This window comes from Pseudarthrobacter sp. WHRI 8279, assembly GCF_040224115.2.
GTDB lineage: Bacteria > Actinomycetota > Actinomycetes > Actinomycetales > Micrococcaceae > Arthrobacter.
Genome location: NZ_CP168162.1, coordinates 2,741,920 through 2,763,311, shown reverse-complemented (window position 1 = coordinate 2,763,311; position 21,392 = coordinate 2,741,920). Strand labels below are relative to the sequence as shown.

The 21,392-nt window shown below is 61.1% G+C and carries 11 protein-coding genes and 1 pseudogene; 7 read left to right on the top strand and 5 right to left on the bottom strand.

Translation table 11 applies throughout. From position 1 onward, the window contains the following. Positions 1-186: 186 nt before the first annotated feature. Together ABRP28_RS12720 and ABRP28_RS12715 are read right to left on the bottom strand one after the other, a co-directional pair. Positions 187-813: a TetR/AcrR family transcriptional regulator gene (locus ABRP28_RS12720; protein WP_350005742.1), complete on the bottom strand. Its 627-nt coding sequence runs from the start codon at positions 811-813 to the stop codon at positions 187-189. Then, positions 810-3,299 carry a PEP/pyruvate-binding domain-containing protein gene (locus tag ABRP28_RS12715; protein WP_350005745.1) on the bottom strand — a complete coding sequence of 830 codons (2,490 nt, stop codon included), beginning with the start codon at positions 3,297-3,299 and terminating at the stop codon, positions 810-812. The genes ABRP28_RS12720 and ABRP28_RS12715 overlap by 4 nt, the downstream gene beginning before the upstream one ends. Before the next feature lie 248 nt (positions 3,300-3,547). On the opposite strand from ABRP28_RS12715, the gene ABRP28_RS12710 reads away from it, so the two are divergent. Next, positions 3,548-5,293 (top strand): ABC transporter ATP-binding protein, encoded by a 1,746-nt coding sequence (locus ABRP28_RS12710; protein ID WP_350005747.1) that lies wholly within the window; start codon positions 3,548-3,550, stop codon positions 5,291-5,293. After that, the gene (locus ABRP28_RS12705; RefSeq protein WP_350005749.1) at positions 5,290-7,341 is read left to right on the top strand and encodes an ABC transporter ATP-binding protein; all 2,052 of its coding nucleotides are present in this window, start codon (positions 5,290-5,292) and stop codon (positions 7,339-7,341) included. Before ABRP28_RS12710 ends, ABRP28_RS12705 begins: the two co-directional genes overlap by 4 nt. A 115-nt stretch (positions 7,342-7,456) precedes the next feature. On the opposite strand, the gene ABRP28_RS12700 is transcribed toward ABRP28_RS12705, so the two are convergent. Continuing rightward, positions 7,457-8,620 carry a hypothetical protein gene (locus tag ABRP28_RS12700; protein WP_350005751.1) on the bottom strand — a complete coding sequence of 388 codons (1,164 nt, stop codon included), beginning with the start codon at positions 8,618-8,620 and terminating at the stop codon, positions 7,457-7,459. A gap of 506 nt (positions 8,621-9,126) precedes the next feature. Between ABRP28_RS12700 and ABRP28_RS12695 the strand changes: the two genes are divergently transcribed. Then, positions 9,127-11,079 carry a hypothetical protein gene (locus ABRP28_RS12695; protein ID WP_350005753.1) on the top strand — a complete coding sequence of 651 codons (1,953 nt, stop codon included), beginning with the start codon at positions 9,127-9,129 and terminating at the stop codon, positions 11,077-11,079. Here the strand turns inward: ABRP28_RS12695 and ABRP28_RS12690 are convergent. Next, positions 11,080-11,452, bottom strand: a pseudogene (locus tag ABRP28_RS12690) (recombinase family protein); the annotation flags it as partial. Positions 11,453-11,901: 449 nt separating this feature from the next. Between ABRP28_RS12690 and ABRP28_RS12685 the strand changes: the two are divergent. The 3 genes from ABRP28_RS12685 (at position 11,902) to ABRP28_RS12675 (ending at position 14,632) form a co-directional block, all read left to right on the top strand. Beyond that, positions 11,902-12,618 (top strand): adenylate/guanylate cyclase domain-containing protein, encoded by a 717-nt coding sequence (locus tag ABRP28_RS12685; RefSeq protein WP_350005755.1) that lies wholly within the window; start codon positions 11,902-11,904, stop codon positions 12,616-12,618. 725 nt (positions 12,619-13,343) lie between these two features. Continuing rightward, entirely contained in the window at positions 13,344-14,078 is a 735-nt protein-coding gene (locus ABRP28_RS12680; protein ID WP_350005757.1) for a hypothetical protein, read from the top strand. Then, positions 14,075-14,632, top strand: coding sequence for a Pycsar system effector family protein (locus ABRP28_RS12675; protein WP_350005760.1), 558 nt, complete (start codon positions 14,075-14,077; stop codon positions 14,630-14,632). Before ABRP28_RS12680 ends, ABRP28_RS12675 begins: the two co-directional genes overlap by 4 nt. Before the next feature lie 1,209 nt (positions 14,633-15,841). Here the strand turns inward: ABRP28_RS12675 and ABRP28_RS12670 are convergent. After that, entirely contained in the window at positions 15,842-17,092 is a 1,251-nt protein-coding gene (locus ABRP28_RS12670) for an IS256 family transposase (RefSeq protein ID WP_374152979.1), read from the bottom strand. Positions 17,093-17,973: 881 nt separating this feature from the next. On the opposite strand from ABRP28_RS12670, the gene ABRP28_RS12665 reads away from it, so the two are divergent. After that, positions 17,974-21,159 (top strand): hypothetical protein, encoded by a 3,186-nt coding sequence (locus tag ABRP28_RS12665; protein WP_374152849.1) that lies wholly within the window; start codon positions 17,974-17,976, stop codon positions 21,157-21,159. The last annotated feature ends 233 nt before the right edge of the window (positions 21,160-21,392 follow it).

The window sequence follows — 21,392 nt, the reverse complement described above, 5'->3', positions numbered from 1 at the left end:
GCTTGCATATCACTGGCCCGTAGTGTGAAGACACCCGCGGTAGCTACTCCAGAAACGCGGCGTGCAACGACGCCCTGCCGAACTCCCTATCCCGGAAATTTCCGCTACCGCAGGACTGGATGCCACTCAAGACGATCGGGAGCACGAGCTGGATGATGCCGTCGAGCTGCCTCCCGCGCAACAGTCTCAGGTGCCCGCGGAAGTGTTCCCCGGGTCAACTCCGAACAGCGGCAGCACCACCTGGTCCACGATCCCCACCAGGAAGTCATCTTCGATGGGTCCGGAGCCGAAGATAAACCGGTGCCGCAGCAGGGCGGGGCCGGCCTCGATCTTCAAGTCAGTCACAAGGGCCGGATCGCACTCGCCCCGTTTGATGGCGTTGGCAAGGATTTCCTGCATCATCCTGCTGGCGTTTCCATGCGTGAACTCACGGACTTCGGCGGCAACGTCGGGGTTCTGCAAGGCCTCACCCAACACCCCGCGAACGGCCTGTCCAACTGTCCCTTCCAGCAGCCGGGCAGCCTGCCGCATGACGGTCAAGGTGTCCAGGCGAAGGCTGCCGGTATCCGGGACCGAGTCCGGGCCATGCATCGACGCGTAGGCTGCGTCCAATACCAGGGCGGCGCGGCCAGGCCAGCGGCGGTAGAGCGAGGCTTTGCCTGCGCGTGCGCGTTCGGCTACGCGGTCCATGGTCAGCGCAAAGTAGCCGGATTCGGCGATCTCGGCCAGGACGGCATCGAAGATCGCGCTGTTCAGGACCGCCCCGCGCCGGCGCGGCAGTTTTCGATGGTCCGGGCGCGCCCCGGCTGTCACGGCGATGGCTCCGCGACGGCCGCCGTGACCTGCCCGCGGGTTCCGTCCACAAGTACCAGTTGGCCGTCCTGCAGGTCACTGGTCCCCGACCCTGTGGCCATGACGGCGGGAATCCCGTATTCCCGGGCGACGATGGCTGCATGCGACGCGATCCCGCCGGCGTCAACCACGACGGCGGCCGCACGCTGGAACAGTGGAGTCCAGGATGGGTTGGTGTAGGGGCAGACCAGGACTTCGCCGCTGCGGAGCAGGCCGAATTCGTCCGGCCCCCGGATGATCCTTACCCTCCCGGTGGCCTGGCCGCGGCTGGCGGGCATGCCGGACACCAGGGTCCCGGGTGCCCGGCGTTTATGCGCGAACAGCGCCGGATCCAGCAGCTGAATCCCCTCCAGTTCCCGGCGCTTCGCGGCCCTGGCCAGAACCAGCCGGCGGTAGCGTTCCCTCTCGCCGGCAGGCAGCGCGCCGCCGTCGTCCATTCCCACCAGTTCCTCAAAGCGCAGGTGGTGGACCTCGGCCGCATCAGCCAGCACCCCGCCGTCGGACAGCCGCCGGCCCAGTTCCGACAGGGCGCGCCGAAGCGGCGGCAGCACCATGGTGGCGTAGAAGTGGCTGTCCTCGCGGAAGGCGGTCCCGGACTTTGCGGCGTCGACGGCGGACAGCAGCTGCCGCCGCAGGGCCGCGATCCGCAGGGCGGGATGACGTTCCAGCTCCTCGAGTGCCTGGCCGGTCTGGTCTGCAGCCGGCCGCCGCTCACCCATCATGGACGTGATCAGCCCGAGAACCACCTCGGGGGCATCGGACCAGGTTGGTGAACTGCTCAACACCACGCTGACGGTTTCGCGGTGCCCGTATTCCGCCAGAAAGGCCTGGAAGCGTGTGCGGAACTCCTGGAAATCCGGGTCGTTCTCCACCCGGGAGAGTAGATCGCGCGGTGCCAGTTCGTTGAAGGCCCGGGCCAGCTTGCCCTGGGACCGGACTTGGTCGGCCAGCACTTCCAGTGCACGGTTGGCCTGGCTGGTGCGGGTTTCCGCACCGGCAATGAGTGACGCGCCAAGGTGCGCCTTGCCTAGCAGCCGGAGCATCAGGCGCAGCTTTAGCTGGGGGACAAAGGCCCCCGGCAGGTACGAGATCCGCAGCTCGGTGATCCCGCCCATCGTGGCGAAGGCGTCCTCCGCGAGACCCACAACCCCCTTCCAGGTCAAGGCCCGGGGGTCCTGCGCGTTCAGCCGCCGGACGTCCGTCAGGTACGTGGTGAACCTGCTGTCCTCAGTCCATCGGGTTGGATTGAACCGGCGGACACGGCGTGCCACGGAAACGGGTGCGCCGAGCGTGCGGACCGTAGGGTGTGGCACCGGCGGAACCAGCCTGATCACCACGCCGTCCTCTTCCGGCAGCAACTCCTTCACCGCGGGGAAAACCACGCCGACGCTTCCGGCCATGCGGTGGAGCATGGCCAGGATGCCGCGCTGCATCCAGCCCGACACGTCCAGGGGATAGGGACGGACATGGAACATCTCTGCAAAGAACGGACCCATCAACCGCTGGAACGGATTGAGGCGCAGCGGCTGCGGCGGCAGCGCCGTCATTGGCCGCGCCTGGAGCACGTAGAGGCGCCCGCCGGCGATGGCCCACTCCATGTCCTGCGGCCGGCCGAAATGCTCCTGGGCACGTACTGCCAGCCCCGCCAGTTCCGCCAGCTGCTCTGTGGCGAGGCCAGCCCGCGGGCTGCCTGTCCCGGCGATCTCCTGCGTGCCCCCTCCGGCAAGGGCCCGGATAACAACCTCGTGGGCGCCCGGGCTGAACGACCGTGTCCGGCCGGTACTGTCCAGCACATAGTGCTCCGGCGTGACCCGTCCGGACACCACAGCCTCACCGAGGCCGGGGCTGGCATCCACCACGATTTCACCCCGTTCGCCGGTCACCGGGTTCGCGCTGAACAGGACCCCCGCGATATCTGCCGGCACCATGTCATGGACGACGACGGCAATCGACACCTCCCGGGGGTCGATCCCTTGACGCCGCCGATAGGCGATGGCTCGCTCCGTCCACAACGAAGCCCAGCAGTCCACCACGGCGCGGATCACCGCCTGCTCGCCGACAACGTTCAGGAAGGTGTCCTGTTGCCCGGCAAACGTGGCGCCTGGCAGGTCTTCGGCGGTGGCGCTGGAACGCACCGCCACCGGACCGCCGCCCAGGGCGGCATAAGCTGCCACGATCTCAGCGGTGACGTCCGCCGGAATCTGCGCCCGGGTGAACAGCGCCCGGATTTCTGCTCCGGCGTCTCCGGCCTTCAGCAGCCTTTCCAGTTCGGCGCCCAGGCCGGTTTCCGCCATCAGGGCGGCGTAGGCGGCGGTTGTGACCACAAAGCCTGCCGGAACCATAAGGCCGAGGCGAACGAGTTCGCCAAGATTGGCGCCCTTTCCGCCAGCCGACGCCAGGTCACCGGCGCCGAAGTCGGCGAGCGTACCCGTAAATTTCTCAGCCATCGAAGGCTCCCTGGGGCCGGAGGGGCGTGCTATCCCTCATATAGAGAACTGCTGGTTCTCTATACGGTACGCGTGCTGTATGGGAGCCCGCAAGGGTTCCGCATTGGCCCAGCACCTTCGGTTTGCGGCCGGCTACGCCCTCCGAGAACCAGCCCAACTTCTCCTCCACAGGCAGGGACCGTTCGCAGCCGGCAGACGTAAACTGACCTTCGCACCACACCTTGTGGACACTGTGTCAGGAGCCGCCCATGCTCTGGAAGCTGCTTGTTGAATACCTGCGGCCGCACCGCAAGCTGCTGGCCGCCGTCGTAATTTTCCAGCTGGCGCAGTCCATCGCGTCCCTGTACCTGCCCACCCTGAACGCGGACATCATCGACGAGGGCGTGGCCAAGGGCAACGTCGGCTACATCCTCAGCCTGGGCGGGGTGATGCTGGGGATCACCCTGCTGCAGATCGTGTGCGCGGTGATCGCGGTGTATTTCGCGGCGAAGGCGGCGATGGGCGTGGGCCGGGACCTGCGGGACGCCATCTTCACAAGGGTGGGGGAGTTCTCCGAGCAGGAGGTCACCAGGTTCGGCGCACCCAGCCTCATCACCAGGTCCACCAATGACGTCCAGCAGGTCCAGCAGCTGGTGCTGATGTCCGCCACCATGCTGGTCACCGCGCCCATGCTCAGCATCGGCGGGGTGATCATGGCCGTGCGGCAGGACGCGCAGCTGTCCTGGCTGATCGCCGTCGCGGTCCCGGTGCTGCTGGTCGCCGTCGGCCTGATCACCGTCCGGATGGTGCCGCTGTTCCGCAAGATGCAGACGCGGATCGACACCGTGAACCGGGTCCTCCGCGAGCAGCTCACCGGCATCCGCGTGGTCCGCGCCTTCGTCCGCGAGGACATCGAGACCGAGCGCTTCGCCCGCGCCAACGAGGACGTCACGGACACCGCCCTGCGCGCCGGCCGGCTCATGGCGCTCGCGTTCCCCGTGGTGATGCTGGTGCTGAACGTCTCCAGCGTGGCCGTGATCTGGTTCGGCTCGTTCCGCATCCAGGACGGCTCCATGCAGGTGGGCACGCTCATCGCGTTCCTGAGCTACCTGCTGCAGATCCTGATGTCCGTCATGATGGCCACGTTCATGGCCGTGATGATCCCGCGCGCCGCGGTGTCCGGGGACCGGATCGGGGAGGTGCTGCGGACGGAGTCGAGCGTCCGGCCGCCGCTTCATCCCATCAGTACGACGGCGGCACAGGACGGCCGCCGCGGCGAGCTGGAAATGCGCGACGTCGGATTCGCCTACCCGGGTGCCGACCAGCCCGTCCTCACCGGGATCAGCTTCACGGCCAGGGCAGGGCAGACGACGGCGATCATCGGCAGCACCGGCGCCGGCAAAACCACCCTGGTGAACCTCATGCCCCGGCTGTTCGACGCTACGGAAGGCTCGGTCCGGATGAACGGCGTGGACGTGCGCGAGCTGCACCCGGACCTGCTCTGGGGGCACATCGGCCTGGTCCCGCAGCGGCCCTACCTGTTCAGCGGCACCGTCCGCAGCAACCTCCAGTACGGCAAGCCGGACGCCACCGAGGACGAGCTCTGGACCGCGCTGGAGATTGCCCAGGCCCGCGACTTCGTGGAGCGGATGGACGGCGGGCTGGACGCGCCCATCAGCCAGGGCGGCACCAACGTCTCCGGCGGACAGCGGCAGCGGCTGGCCATCGCCCGGGCCCTGGTGAAGCGGCCCGAGCTGTACATCTTCGACGACTCGTTCTCCTCGCTGGACACCGGCACCGACGCCCGGCTGCGGCAGGCCCTCAAGCGCAGCACCGCCGGCGCCACGCTGGTGATCATCGCCCAGCGCGTCTCCAGCATCGTGGACGCGGACCAGATTTTAGTGCTCGACGACGGCAGGATCGTGGGGCGCGGAACGCACCGCGAGCTGCTGGAGACGTCGGAGACGTACCGCGAGATCGTCTCCTCGCAGCTGGCAGCGGAGGAGACGGTATGAGCGCGCCGCACCGCCCGCCGTCGTCCGCTTCTTCCGGAAGCGGCGCTCCAGGAACCAGCGCCGGAACCGCGCCCGGCGGCACAAAGGCAAGTCCCGACGTCGTCCGCATTCCCCGTCCGGCAGGCGGGCCGGGGCGCGGCGGACCGTTCGCGGGGATGAACGTCCCGGCGGAGAAGGCGATGAACTTCTGGCCGTCGGCCAAGCGGCTGATGGGGACGCTGCGGCCGGAGCGAGCGTGGCTGCTGCTGGTGTTCGTGACGGCGGTGGCCGGCGTGGCGCTGTCTGTGATCGGGCCGCGGCTGCTGGGGGAGGGCACCAACCTGATCTTCGCCGGCGTGGTGTCCCGCGAGCTGCAGGCTGGGGTGAGCAAGGAGCAGGTGATCGCGCAGCTGCGGGCGTCCGGGGAGGGGCAGCGCGCGGACATGCTCAGCGCGATGGACCTGGTGCCGGGGCAGGGGATCGACTTCGCGGCGCTGGGCAGTGTGCTGACGTGGGCGCTGGTGCTGTATGTGCTGTCGTCGGCGTTTATGTGGGTGCAGGCGTATGTGCTGAACGGGGTGGTGCAACGGACGGTGTTCGGGCTGCGGGAGCGGATCGAGGCGAAGATCAACCGGCTGCCGCTGCGGTATTTCGACTCGATCCAGCGCGGCGAGCTGCTCAGCCGGGTCACCAACGACGTGGACAACATTTCGCAAAGCCTGCAGCAGACCATCAGCCAGGCAGTCACGTCGGTGCTGACCGTGGTGGGCGTGCTGGTGATGATGGTGATCCTTTCGCCCACGCTGGCGCTGATCGCCCTGGTGACCATTCCGCTGACGCTGGGGCTGACGGCGCTGATCGCCAAGCGCTCGCAGAAGCTGTTTGTGGCGCAGTGGAAGCACACGGGGGAGCTGAACGGGCAGATCGAGGAGACGTACACCGGGCATGCGCTGGTGAAGGTGTTCGGCCGGCAGCAGGAGGTGGGGGAGCGGTTCCGGCAGAAGAACGCGGAGCTGTACTCGGCCAGTTTTGGCGCGCAGTTCATTTCCGGGCTGATCATGCCGGCCATGACGTTCATCGGAAACCTCGTGTACGTGGGGATCGCCGTGGTGGGCGGGCTGCAGGTGGCGTCCGGCGCGATGCAGCTGGGCGATGTGCAGGCGTTCATCCAGTATTCGCGGCAGTTCACCATGCCGCTGGCGCAGCTGGGGTCCATGGCGAACGTGCTGCAATCTGGGGTGGCGTCCGCGGAGCGGGTGTTCTCTTTACTGGATGAGGAGGAGGAGTCTGCTGAGCCTGCCCCTTCTGCCGGGCCGGTGTTTGGGCGGGGGCGGCTGGTGTTCTCGGATGTGTCGTTCTCGTATTCGCCGGAGCAGCCGCTGATTTCTTCTTTGTCTTTGGTGGCTGAGCCGGGGCAGACGGTGGCGATTGTGGGCCCCACCGGGGCGGGGAAGACCACGCTGGTGAACCTGATGATGAGGTTCTACGAGATTGATGCGGGGCGGATAACGCTCGACGGCGTGGACGTCACCTCGGTGCCGCGGCGCGAGCTGCGCTCAAGGATGGGGATGGTGCTGCAGGATACGTGGCTGTTCGCGGGGACCATCCGGGACAACATTGCGTACGGGCGGCCCGGTGCTACTGAGGACGAAATTCTTGAGGCTGCGCGGGCGACGTATGTGGACCGGTTCGTGCGGTCGCTGCCGGACGGGTACGACACTCTGCTGGAGGACGAAGGGTCCAACGTGTCCGCGGGGGAGAAGCAGCTGCTGACGATTGCGCGGGCGTTCCTGGCCCGGCCGTCTGTTTTGATCTTGGATGAGGCGACTTCTTCGGTGGATACCCGGACCGAGGTGCTGGTGCAGAAGGCGATGAGTGCGTTGCGGTCCGACCGGACCTCGTTCGTGATCGCCCATCGGCTGTCCACGATCCGCGACGCCGACCTCATTCTGGTGATGGAGGCCGGCCAGATCGTGGAGCAGGGCACGCACGCGTCGCTGCTTGCCGCCGGTGGGGCTTACGCACGGCTGTATGAGGCACAGTTCGCCGCTCCGGTGGCGGAGGTCTGAAGTTGTGCGATGTCGGGGTTCCCGAGAGCGGGCATACCTGACGTCAGGTTTGGGTGCACTCAAAACGGCCAGGCTCTTAATCACTGAAGGCAGCCGTCGACTCTAGGTGAACACTTCAACTCTGGGGAGGGAGCGGGTGGCTGACGCGGGTTTCTGGGCTAGGGACAGGGGGTAGACGGTCTAGCCACTCTGCCATCGTCTGCGCATTGCGGGAGACGTGAGCGCCGAAGCCGCGCAGGTCGGGAGAGGTGATGAGAGCGGCCCGTGCTTCTGCGTCGGTCAGGAGAGCGTCACAGTAGGCATACGCAATCGAGAGGGCATCAATGTCGGCTATGTGGTTGATTTTCCAACGATGTGCAGGATTGCGGTGGTAATGGGTCTTCATAGTGACGGCGACCTGGACCTGAGGCATCGCTGCCCAGAGGGCTACCAGATCTTCGGGGATATCGTGTCTAAAGCCGTCTTGTTTACGCTGTTGCAGGTGGCGGACGAAAGGTTCCATCCATTCGTGGGCGATCTCGCGTCCAAAGACAAGATCTCGCAGGCGTCCGCGTCGCCAAGAGGGATTGGTTTCGAGGAAGGTGGAGGTTGCGAGCTCGAAGTCCAGCCGATTCTCTGCACCGATCTCATACGTCTCAGGAGCATATCCGCGCTTGCGAAGGTCCGCGATCTCGGCATCCTGTGGACCTTCAAGGAGTTTTCGCTCACGGATGTAATCCATTTCTGCGAGACGCTCCTCGAACGTTTCCTCACCCCACTCCGTACGAAGCCGATTTTCGAGGTCTTCGCCGGTGTATTCGTTGACGAATCTGAACTCGCCGCTATAACCGAAGGCCCAGAGCGCAGTCTTCTGCAACAGTGGCGCTGACGCATAGCTGGCAGGCGTGCCGTAGAGCTTGTCCAGGCCAGCCGTGATTTCCAACTGCACCAAGAACGGACGACCGAGGATGTAGGTAAAGTCCGATAGCTCTTCCATTATGTCCGCGACGTGTTCGCGTTGGCGCGGGCTCGGGACTGCGTGTGCGACCTCCATGAAGTGCACGGAGGACAACGGGAAGAGTGCTCGACGCTCGAGTTTTGCACGGCGTGCCGATTCGAGGAGCGCGTCGTAGCCGGGCAGTACCTTAATGGCTTTGCCGCTTCCGGTGGTGTGACCAGCCGCGGCTCGGCTCGCTTTCGCTAATTGGATGTAGTGGTTTAGGTCCAGGTACACGAGCGGAACTGGCGGGCGCGTGATGCCCGCCCAGACCATCTCGCCAGCTGCTGGTGCACTCCTCATGACAGGACAGTTTAGAAGACAGCCCAACGATCCCTTACTTTCTGCGGACACCTTGTCAGTCGGGGGAGTCACGAGTCAAGGTGGTCACGCATCCGCCCCTGCGATGCACCATCGGCAAATGATCCGTCACGTCTGGTTCTTACAGTCTGAATAACACACAGTCCCAACTCCGCGAAGCCCCTAGGAGCATCTCAAGGCCACCATCCCAAGCCTGATCTGACCACCACCCAGGATGCGCCAGAGCCCGCCGCCAGAACAACGCGGGGAAGGAGGCAGTGGGCCGGCGCCTGCCGCGGGTTAGTAAATTCGCAGACGCGGCTAGCCTTCGGATGTGGGCGTTTCGCTGCCACTTCTTCCCGGCCGTTCCAAACGCCGATAGTGGATATTCCTTCAACTCAAGTGCTGTTGATCCATCTATCGCTGCGCGGGGGAGTGCGCCAGATATCCTCTTCCCTAGGGGCCTCACTGGTCCTAGCAGTAGGGCCGGATGGGGACTGATCGAAAACATGACGGACGGCATGGCGGAACCAAAACGCGTGAAATTTTATGGTGCTGGTGACTTTGCGTCGTATTGGCAGTTTGACCGCATTGCCGAAGTCATTGCCCAATTCGATCCCACCGAAGCGGCACTAACTGTTGTCGACGCCATTGAGCTATACAACGTTAGCCTGTACATCGAGGCCGGCCTTCTCCCTGTCGACTACAGCGAATCGCAGTGCGAGGCCGCGAAATCCCTAGCTCCAAGGCTGCGCGCTTCAGCCTTCAAATTCTTTCTCGCCATAAATGGAACGAACCTGGCCACTCAGCTGAATGGGATCCCGCACTACTACAGGTCAAATCTTCTCGAGCTTCTCTCCCGAAACAAGACCTTTGAGCGCGCCGATGCCCAGGTCATGCTTCCGGGACTAATGGGTGCAGGGATCAGTCTCGGAGAGATGCTTGGCAACAAGCAACTCTCCGCTGCCTACGACAGTCATATCCGTGGGGCACTGATTGCGGATGCCCGCCACGCAGAGCACCTCGTCCGGAAGTATCTTCAAAAAGATGCATCGACCGAAATTCATCTCCCAAGAAGCTTTACTGCCTCTGACGCCCGGAAGTTGTTCGCCGCTTATCTTGAGGATCCGCAGGCGAACCTGAACTACGTCAGGCTGATCTCCACCGCGCCCATCGAACCCCATACTGGGATCGATGCGAGACTAAAGCTCGAAGCCAAACGCCAGGTTGAACGGATGGTCGCGGAACTCTTCAAGGAAGAGTCGACGATGAAGTTCAAAACCGGTGCCAGCGTGAGTCTCTCCGATTCACAGGACGAGCCAGCCAAAATGGAACTGGACGACATGGTACCCACCTACACCTACAGCCAGAACTGGCTCGACGAGACGCTGGATAACCCGAGCATCCTCAATAACTTCCAGCACTTGTTCGAATTTGCCGATGACCATGCATTGCTAACGCTGCCGTCGTACCCCTCTGAGCTCGGTACATTTGAGAGGCTTGTGACGACTACGGGCCGCAAGCATTATCAGACCGGAGCCGCTTTTACCGCCAAAGACATAAGTTCCATGCTGCAGACGCACATGTATCGGAATTATCTGTCCTCAAAGGACATCGATCTCGAGTCTGTGATCGCCTGGTTCTGCGACGCTTATCTGACCGAGGAATTTGGAGTTATCAACTTCGCCTTTACACCGTCGGCACCAGCGTCGTCCTACTTGGAGAAGGCGCGGCATCTTTTCGCCGAGATGGAAGGCCTGGCCAACCAGTTCAGGCACTACGTCCAATACGGAGAGGTTGACAGGGAACTTCTCGCTATCACGTCCGACCCTGTGGCCTACAAGCAAATCCCTAGTTTGCTAGACGGTAAGTATGTCTACCCGGCTAACAACGAGGACATCCGCGGTGTCCTCCACGCGCTCTTCTCCGACCAGTCTGGGTTGATCTACATCAACGACGCGCTTCAGGACTCAAGCGCTGCTCGACTCCTTGTCCAAAATGACGTCTCATACTCAGATTTTCTAGAGCATCAGCGAGCAATCGTAGATGAGCTGATCGCCTTCGGGGTCCTGGAAGACACAGGCACGCATGTTCGGATCAGGAAGCCACAACAGTTCTTGCTTCTCCAGAGGCTCTTTCACAAAGAAGTAGCGACGTATCACCATCTCTCGGTTGATGGCCGCGCCCATGTCGCCGCTCTCGAAGGTCGCGGATTGCTGACCCGCAGGTCCTCGCTCCTTACCGAGGCGGAGTCCAGCTATTTCAATTACTTTCTCAACAAAGCTGAATTCAGCAATGGGCCAGAACTTCGCAATAAATATCTGCACGGGTCCCAACCGACTACCGCAAGCGAAGAGGAACACCTTCAGACCTACCTCACGGCTCTTAAACTGCTCGTGGCTCTGGTGATAAAGATCAATGACGAGTTCTATTTACAGGCTACGGACACGGTCGGTTCATGATCATCCGAGGCGCGCCTGGCGAAAATACTGGTAGACCGTTTCGCGGCTGATGCCATAATCCCGGGCGAGGACGACCTTGGAATGCCACTGCCGGCCCGCTCGACCAGCTCGACTGCCCGTTCCGGTGTCAGGGTCTTCTTCCGCCCTTTGTATATGCCGCGTCGCTGGGCCAGGGCGATACCCTCGCGCTGGCGCTACCTGATCAGGGCACGCTCAAATTCGGCGCAGGCGCCCATGACCGAGAGCATGAGACTAGACACGGGGAGTCCTCGCCGGTGAAGACGAGCTGTTCCTTGAAGAATTCCACCCGAACCCCGCGCCGGGTGAGACCCTGGACCAGCGCACGCAGGTCATCCTGATCGCGGACAAGACGCGGCGCCGGAGGAAGACTTGCCGAAGAATTGTTCCTCGGCAAGGCGATGAACCTTCTCCTTTGCAGGTCCATGAATTCTTCCCTGTCACCATAGTCAAGGAGGCTTTGACGGGAGATCCCAAGTGCTGAGCCAGGCCGGACATCGTGTAGGGACGCTGATCACTGATGGCTTCGTCTTCTGCCCAGTAGCCGGTGCCGTCAGCGCGTTCTTTCCGGACTTTTACCTTGATGATGTGCGCATCGCAGTTGCCGAAGTACTCTTCGATTTTGCGATAACTCTTCGACACTCTGAATCTTGAGTAGTCGGCCTACAGGTCTTTTGTCGTCTTGTGTGTCAGTTTCTGCCATATGTGCCCTTATTTATGCATACGAAGGCTGAAATTGAAAGAGCCGGGCGATGTCGGTGAGCACCGATAGAATTAGAGACGGTTGAAAATGAGGAGAATAACTTGGGTCGAAAATATGATCTTGAGTGCGCCGTTGATGACATCGTCTTTGCGGAGATGGACACACGCTTTGGGTCAAAGGTCCCTACATCAGACACGGTGAAGCTCAGTAACGGTGGCGTCTACATTGAAGCGGCGTACCTCTACACGGACATGGCTGACTCCACAGGACTTGCCCGCTGGCACACAGCAGAAACCTCAGCCAAGATCATCAAGGCCTTCCTATCGGCGGCTTCGCGCATCCTACGGCACCACGACGGTGAGATCAGAAGTTATGACGGTGACAGAGTTATGGCGATCTTCATTGGTGGCGACGGCTCAACGAGGGCTATCAGAGCCGCCCTGGAGATCAAGTGGGCGGTTGAGAACGTCGTTCGTCAGAGCCTGAGGCTTGCTCTTAGCGGCGAGTACAACGAGAACATATGGCAGCTGAGCCACCGGACGGGGATCGACTACGGGTTGGCTCTGATCGCTCGGGCGGGCGTCCGAAACCATAATGACCTTGTTTCTATCGGCGACGCACCCAACATCGCGGCGAAACTGAGCGACCTGAAGGGCTACCGCACGTTCATCAGTGAACGAGTATGGAAGGAAGCCTCCTATGACTCGTGCTTCTCAAGCAAAGGGGACGCCATATGGTCACAGCCAGAAACCCTCAACATCGGCGGCGGACGCTATGAGTCAGTCAGGCATTCAAACTGGGGATGGGTGATCGCCTAGTCAGCTGGCTGGTGGGTAGGATGCACGGCCCAGTCGTACTTGGATACGAGCTTTCGATACTATTTGCAGACCCTAGCTGCATGGATAGGTGCTGTGGCTTGTTCTCGCACGCTCTGAGGCGTCTCTGCCGTTTGAGCTGCAAGTTCTACCGTCTTTGGTTTTTGCTCGCTACTGACGGTCTTCAGCGGCTTTCTTCTTTTGACACGAGCTGCATGTCACGTACTGCGTTCTGACGAGCATCACCAATAACACTGATACTAATGAAGTAGCCGCCTACTACACCGGCGATAGCAGTTGCGAGGATAGATAACAATTGCCTGGTAGTGCTCGGTACGCGTGTACGTCTTAGCTGGCTTTGCCTCTTGTGTAGGTGCGACTGTTTTGACTTTCATGTTTTTGGTCTTTGCCCGAACTGGGCGTTATGTGTTTGTTTGACTTGATCAGCCAGTCCTGGCCCTCATTCAACCGCTCCGACCAGGCATCTTGATGCCAATTGCACTTACGTTTCGAGCTGTGGAGCGGATTACACGCTCAGCTAAATTGGTTGCTCAGTAGGAACGGTTGAATCAGTTATTATTTAGCTGTCCCTATTATTAGCAAATTACTTTATATGTCAATACATAAAACGAATATTAGAAGCAGTAGCAGGGGTGACGCTTACAAGTTTTGTCCTTGGCGCAGTCTAAGATTGTCTTCGCACAACTTACAAAACCTATGGGGGAAGAATGAGCGAGCAGTCCGACAAGCTCAGGGCACAAGCAATCGAGCTCTGGAATGTTGAGTGGAATGAGCGGACCGGGCAGGTGGTTCCGAGTACGGACAGCGTTGCTCACTCGAACGGGGCGGTGAAGGTAGAAGCCACCTACCTCTACGCTGACCTCGCGGACTCTACAGAGATGCAGAAGCTGTTTGATTCCGACTTTGCAGCACGCGTTCACAGGATGTATTTGGGTGCAGCGTCAGACATCATCAGGGAAGCTAACGGCTCGATCAAGAGCTTCGATGGCGACCGGGTAATGGGCATCTTCATGGGTAACAGCATGCGGACACAGGCTGCAGGGGCCGCGCTCAAGATCAACTGGGCAGTCGAGAAGATCCTGAACGAGCTGGCAAAGACCAGGAAGCGTCCTGACGGCAATTGGTGGACGGTGAAGCACGGCGTTGGCATAGACACCGGAGATGCGCTAATCGTGCGAGCCGGTGTTCGCAACAAGGCGGGCACCACGAGCCACAATGACTTGATCTCGATTGGTGCTGCGCCAGCTGTTGCGGCCAAGCTCAGCGGGGAAAGAAACGCCGGAGCTTCGATCCTGATAACCAGCAATGTCTATAGCCGACTGAACGAGTCCGTCAAGCTGAGTGCCCCTGATAAAAAGCCCATGTTTACAGGGCCAAAGCAAATGACTGTCGGACCTTACTCAGTGAACGTCTACACAAGTGACTGGATGCGTACGCCGTGAGCTGGTGGAAGAAGCCAGAACCTACTCCGCCGGCTAAAGAAGACGACAAAGCAGCACTTGAGACTGCCTGGAAGATTCACGCTGCAATGGTGGACTGGACCGGCAAGGTAGATACCAAGGCCGCCTTCGCCTTTGCCCTGGAGTCCGCCGGCATCGGCTTAGTCATCAATCTTTCTGCTAAGGATCGCATCTTTGCCACACTCACTGGGCCATGGCAGAACATTGCCTACTACCTCGGTGGGATTGCCCTAGTACTCGCTGCGGCTTGTGCAATGTGGGTGGTTATTCCGCGGCTTCGCATGTGGCAGGTCGGCAAAGAATGGCCGGATAACTTCATCTACTTCGGCCATGTCATGTTCTGGGAACCTGCTGCACTCATGCAGAAGATAAAGGACACGGATCTACTCCCGGTGCTGACTAAGCAGCTCGTAGGCATGAGCAAGATTGCTTGGCGGAAACACATGCTCGTGAAGCTGTCGATGATCTTCGCGTCTATTGGCGGCATTGCCTATGTCGCATGCGCCATGTTGGTACGGACAGGAGCAACACCTTGAGTGAGCAGAAGCTGGAAAAGGTGAAGCCCTGGCAATGGCCGGCTGAGTGGGTGAAGGATGAGAAGTTCTGGCGCGACGTAGCTACCAGGACGGCATCCGGCCTTTTTCGTTGTAGCTATCGGCTACTTGTTCGCCGTGTTTATGGGATATGTACAGAATCCCGGGCTTTGGGAAAGCGTAGGAGCTTTCTTTAGCTCGGTAGCTCTTACCGGCGGCTTTGGTGCTCTGGTTGGCTTTGGTGCTGCTGTCGTTGCATTCCTGGTCAATAGGGTCACCATGACTCAGTATGAGCGAGAGCTGCGAGAAGCAAAGCGTCGTGCTAGGAGAAAAGAGTAGAAGCCATAGAGGAGTCCTCCCCTACTACTTAGGAGGTGGACCAATCAAACCTTCTACAATCTATTCTTACGACTCAGGAACTACCGCAACGCTTCCGCCGTTAGTTCAGTCCTCTTCTGTTCCACCTGTTCGTTCAATAGTGCCTAGTCGGACGACACGCCCCTCAGAAAGCACGATTATTTCGAAATCGAATATGCACGCTAACGAATAAAGCCAATGACGGATATTCCGTAAAGCTGGGGGAGCGCTGCGCTTGACCGCGGCTCCACACAAACAACGGTGCTGGAAATGCCCACAGACTCGTGGAAGCCGAAGCACGAGCAATGTCGGTCGAGACTTCCCATCAGCGTGATGGCTATTGGCCGGATCAGCGCAGCAAAGGCCGGGCCGGAATACCTCCCCGCTGTCGATCTGCAGGCACTGAATGACCTTGGATTGCCGAGATCAGGGAGCGTACGAGAGTTCCCCGGGCCGAGCGCCCGCCTAGTGGTGCGCCACAGACATACTCACCCGCATATGAACCGCTGTCGTCAGGAACTGCAAGGATAGCTTTATGAATGACCGCGTTTGGGAGTCTGCCATTGCGATGGGGCTTCGCAACAAGGAGCTTATCGAACTGGCCAACCGCCATTGCACTCACATGCAATTCGTGCCTGCGGGAGGTCAAGGGATGGCTGAGATGGCTACCGGCCTGCCCATCAACATGCGCCAAGTTAGATGCCCGGTTGCCCATGGCGGTATGGCACCGAATCTAACGTTTGTAATTCCGGAGTTCTACCGGGCACATTGCGTTGGATGTGCCATGCGTCGGCCAACCGGGCAGGTGCCCAGGGACTGTCCGATAAACGGTGTGTGGAGTCCGGCTGGTTTTCATTATTGAGTGGTTCTTTCGAACCGGCCAGCGAAGGTGATCGCGAACGCGTTCAGTGCAGGCTTCCACCTCATCACCCAGCGTGCCCGACCGCCGCCGGTGGGATCAAGAGATCTGGTGACGAGGTATAGGCATTTCAGGGCCGCGGTCTCGTTTGGAAAGTGCCCGCGGGCCCTTACTGCCCTTCGGTAGCGCGCGTTGATCGACTCGATCGCGTTCGTCGTGCAGATCACCCGGCGGATCTCCACGTCGTACTCCAGGAACGGCACGAACTCGGCCCAGGAGGATTCCCAAAGCCGCACGATGGCCGGATATCGCTGGCCCCATTCGGCCGTGAACTCGGCGAACCGGTCCTTCGCCGCATGCTCGGACGGGGCCGTGTAGACAGGCTTGAGCGCCTTGACGATGCCGTCGCGGTGCTGGCGTCCGGCGTAGCGGAAGCTGTTGCGAATCAGGTGCACGATGCACTGCTGCACGACTGTTCGCTCCCACGTGGTGGTGATTGCCTCGGGCAGGCCCTTGAGCCCGTCGCAGACGGCGATCAGCACATCCTCTACGCCCCGGTTCTTCAGCTCGGAGAATACTTGCAGCCAGAAACGTGCACCCTCGCCACCGTCGCCGGCCCAGATGCCCAGAATCTCCCGCTCCCCGCTTGTGGTGACTCCCATGACGACGTAGAACGGGGTGTTGCGCACCTGCCCGTCACGGACCTTGACCACGACCGCGTCAACGAACAGCACCGGATAGACCGGATCCAAAGGACGGGCCGACCATTCGGCCAGTTCCCCGGTGACTTTCTCCGTGATGCGGCTGATGGTGTCTTTAGAGACCTTGGCCCCGTAGACCTCCTCGAAGTGCGCGGCGATTTCCCCGGTGGTCAGCCCCCGGGCAGACAGCGAGAGCACGATCTGATCGATCCCGTCCAGCCGCCGTTTCCGCTTGGGCACGATCACCGGCTCGAACGAGCCGTCCCGATCCCGGGGCACCTCAATTTCGACCGGACCGATCTCGGTCAGCACGGTTTTTGTCCTGGTGCCGTTGCGCATGTTGGCTGCGATCGGTGTCTGGCCATGCTCGTGGCCGAGGTGCTCGGTCAGCTCCGCTTCCAGCGCGGTCTCCAGCACATTCCTCGTGAGCTGGTTCAGCAGCCCACCGGGGCCTACCAAGCTCACGCCCTGTTCCTTTGCCTGCGCGAGCAACCGCTCCGCGAGCTCCTTCTGATCGATGATCTCTCCGGTCACAGGATCGATCATCACCCCTGTCATCTCGGTCGTGGGCTCTGACACGGCCGTCTCCTTTCGGATCAGGCCGGATCCCACACACCGTTATTCAGACAGTCCCGGTGCCCAACCTCGCCAGCTACGTGGAGGAACAAGACTTGGCTAAGTCGCAGGCTGAAGCCGAGACGGCCGCGCGCCTGGCGGCCTTGCGTGGGGAGTGGTTAGGGCGCTGCCAGACGCGGCAGGCGTTGGCTGCCCAGCTTGACGATGTAATGGCATCGGCTCTTCTTGATATCGGCCTATTAGACCCGGATCCGAGTGGTGTTCGCGACCTCGCCGTGGAAAGTGCGGCTTTGGCCCGCCTTCGTGCTCTCGCCGAGCGTGCACCTGCGACGTTAACTGAGGCCGTCGTAGCGCACGGAAATTCATTAGTTTCTGATGGTCTGGCTTCCCCGGCACTTCTGGATGTATTCAGATTAGTGTCCGGAGCGAGGCCCGAGTTCGCGGCTCGAACCGTCAATACTGCCTTGGAGGTCCTGGGGGGTTCGAGCTCGGTGCCAGCGGGACGGTGCATCGCGGACCTGATTGAATTTGTCCAGGACGAGGATATAGACGAGGCCGTCTGCCGTTCGTTGATAATTCTTGCGGGAGCACCGTCTGATGACACGTTCAGACAGCCGGGGGATGCCAATGACGCGGTTGGGCTAATTTCCGTTGCAGGTCTGGTTCCCGATCGCTTGGAGCGCGTCCTTCGACGGATGGCGCCTGGGCCGACGGCGGCCTCCGGACTTGTGCTACCGCCAAGTGCGACGACCAAAGGTGATGAGTCGCTGTTCGAAATTGCATCGGCGGCGGGTGCTGTTCGCGTCTTGGCGGCTACGCATCCGGAATTGGCTGCCAGGCTAGTGGCACCCTTGGTCCTCCAGCTGTCGTCGGATGTGTTTGGTACCACCGACAGCCACGGGCTGGTCGACATAGAAAGGTCGCTTGCCGTCATGATGGTGCTTGGTGTTGGTGACGTTTCGGCTGCGATGACTTCGGCCGGTGCTGCGGGGTCGCACGAGCTTGGCGAGCGGTTGGTGAGGGTCATGGCCTTGGCCCAGAACTTGGTGACGGCTAGTCCGCAACGGCGTGAGCCGGGTGATCCGGTTCTGTCTAGTGAGCGTGCGGCTCAGGTGAGGGACGAGCTGTTTGTTTTGGCGATGGGACGGCTTAGTGGCGACTGGGGCGGACCAGCCTTGTCGGGTGCGGGAGATTTGGTAGAGAACCTGGTCGAGGACGTGCCCGATTTTGCCTTGAACCGGTTGCCGGCGATCCTCGGCGGTGTCTTGACTCTGGTTGAAAAGTCCGACGAGGCGCCCCCGTCGTCTCTAGAGATAGTAGGCGGCGACTCGTCCGCATTGCGTGCGCTGGAGGCCGAGACCACAGGCGTGATGCGACGCAGTGCCATCCGGCACCTACTGGCAGCGGTAAGGGTTGCAGCCGTAAAAGACCCGGCTGCAGTCTGCGTTGCATTGGTCGATGCGATAACCGACGAGCGAGACACTGAACGCACTACCGACGTCGCGTGGTATCTCATGGATGCGATGGGTGAAGTTGGACAGGCGCACGGTGACCTTCCGGGAGTCCTGGGCAAGATCTTGCCGGTCCTGTATACGCATTTGGTTGGACCCGATGCCCGTCTGCGGGCGCGTTCCTTGGACGTGTGGGTGAAGATCGGGCGCAGCCACGAGTTGCCGTCCAGTCTTGTCGAGCTGCTGCCTGCCCTTGCTCGGGACAATTTCGTCGTTGTCGTGCGTTCGGTCCTCCGGGCAGCCGTTGTTTTGTCTTGGCCGGCCGAAGTTTTGCCTCAGCTGTTGTTACACGCCGCATCGTCGTTGAATGCATTGAGGAACGGCTCCTACCCAGAGGGGCTCAAGGAGGCCATCCATGCGGTGTTGATGCTAACGACGCGACTAAACAACAACAGTGACCTGCAACTGGCTGTGCAAGCCAGTGCACTGGCGGCCGCTGAGGTTCTCAGTTCGTTTGACCTTCGAGATGTGCTCCGGGCGAATGGGTGGGGGCAAGAGGCATCACGATCTGTGCAGATGGCGCAGCTCCGATTCAAACAGGCCGTTGATCCGCTGATCAACGACCGCTTTAACCAACGCGGCGAACCGGAACTCACTGCCCTACTCGACTGCGGTGCCGGCCTGCTGGCACTGGAAGCGCGGGAGTTGGCTGAGGCGGCACTCAGATTGGGATCCGACCGTCCAGTTGAGGCGGCGGAATTCATTGAGGTCGCCTGGCGGACTGGCCGCCTGACGGATGCAGTAACCATCATGAACGCACTTCTCGCGGCGACGCCTGACCAACCGGCGTATGCGGATCAAAAGCTGTTCTTCGACGTTGTCGCTGCAGTACTCCAAATGGATGCGGGCGCCATCGAGGGTCTCGAATGGAAGGGGTTTGCGGAGGCAGCGCTGGGCGGCGCCGCCGTCTTGACCCAAGAGCGCGATGCAGGGGTGATCAAGAAAGTCGCCGACAGTGCGGTAGCGTCCGTGACATTGCGGCGCCTCCTGATGGCTGCCAGGCCGGTCGACCCGGCAGATCCTCCGGCAGATCTTCGGGACCGTGCCCAGGCGCTGAAGTCTGCGGGTGAGGCGGTCGCGAAGGCGTCGGTAAGGGCGACCGCGACCGGTGCGTACTTGAGGGGGGTGGCGGCACTATGTGACGTGGTAGCACACCTGTTGCGTGCTGAAGCGGCCGCGTTCGACGCGCAGACCGAACAGATGTCGGCCCACAAGGGGGCGGCCGAGCGTCGCAGCGAACTCCTTGCATCGGCCCTCATTGAAACCCTCGGCAAGGATGACCCTCTCGGAGGTCCTCTGCTTGATGTTGTCGAAGCGGCTCGGTCCCATCCCGCCGGGTCATCGACAGCCGCCCTATTCGAAAAGTGGCGCTTGTTGCCGCTACCACTCCCTATCGTTGTCGGGCCGCGGCGTGCGGGCGTTCCTATTTCTGATGTTCGGGGGCGGACGAGTACGAATTCAGGAGAGGAAGTCCGCCCGGTTGCCGTTGCGCTGCTTTCACTTGACCACCATCTGGTAACTGGTCCTGAGGTGTTGCGCCGGGGCCGGGTGTATGAGCTGTCAGCACGCGTTCAAGCCGGGGAGTGGCCTACGTGGGCGACCCGTCTCGACGGTGAGCTGTTGAGTCATCTCACCCCAGCGGAAATCTCGACTCCGACGTTCAGTTGGTCTCGTGCTGATCATGTGGGTGACGGCGAGACATACGAGCAGGCCGGATCTATTGTGTTGCGCTTTTCGCTAGCGCCGGGAGCATCCGCGCCTCCACTTCTAATGCGCCTAATTTGGCGCGGAGAGACGGATGGAAAAACCCGGACTCAAAGCCTAGACGTCGCGGGACACCGCGAGCTTCGACTTAGACCATATGACGAAACTCGCGACCGCGCGACGAACTATCCCGTCTTCGACGAACGACTGCTTGAGATGTATGACCGATTGGCACGGGCCGGCTTTGATGAGGATCAACTTCAGGCATTCTGCCGGCTGTTCACTTCTATATGCCGAGTGGGCTTGGAGATCACCTGGGAGAAGAAGTATCGACGTGGAGCCAGAGTGACCGAAAAGGAGTTCCATGACGACATCCACAACCGTTTGCTCGCCGATGTCGAGCTTGGCGGAAGGGTGGAGCGTGGGAGTCCACTCGCGCTCGGGTTCCTTGATGTCCGCCACGACGGCATTACAGCTGAGCTGAAGGTTGAGCGGAAATCGTCCGTGACAAAAGATCGAGCGCCAAAATACATGGGTCAGCCGACACAGTATGCAGCTGCCAATGGGGCACGTCTGTCGATTCTTACCATCCTTGACATGAGCCCGAAGCAGCTCCCGATTGGAACACCAGAAAACTACCTTTTCGACCTGATACCAAAGCTCCACGGGCTGGAAAATCCTGAAGCGCCGAGTCTGGTTGCGGTTTTGGTGGTCAATGGAAACCTGCCGACTCCGAGTTCATGGTCTCGAAAGAAGACGCCCGTGCAATCGGCGTCCTGTAGTCCTGGGGAGGCGACTTCGGTCGTCACGGGTCAAAGTTGACGCCGCTGTTACGCAACGTCGGGTGTCGCCCGCCGACTTACGCAGCTTCACAGGGAATCCTCAGGTTCAGAGGCACATAGTGGACCGAAGCTTCGGTCAACTGCTATTCGACGGAAGCCTCGCCAATTACAGGCGCCAGGGCATGATTGAAACCGAAGCCGACAGGCGATGAATCACTGGCTGTTTACGCAGTCCTGGCTGGGCAGCTGAAGGATGTTCCCGGAAGCCTTTGG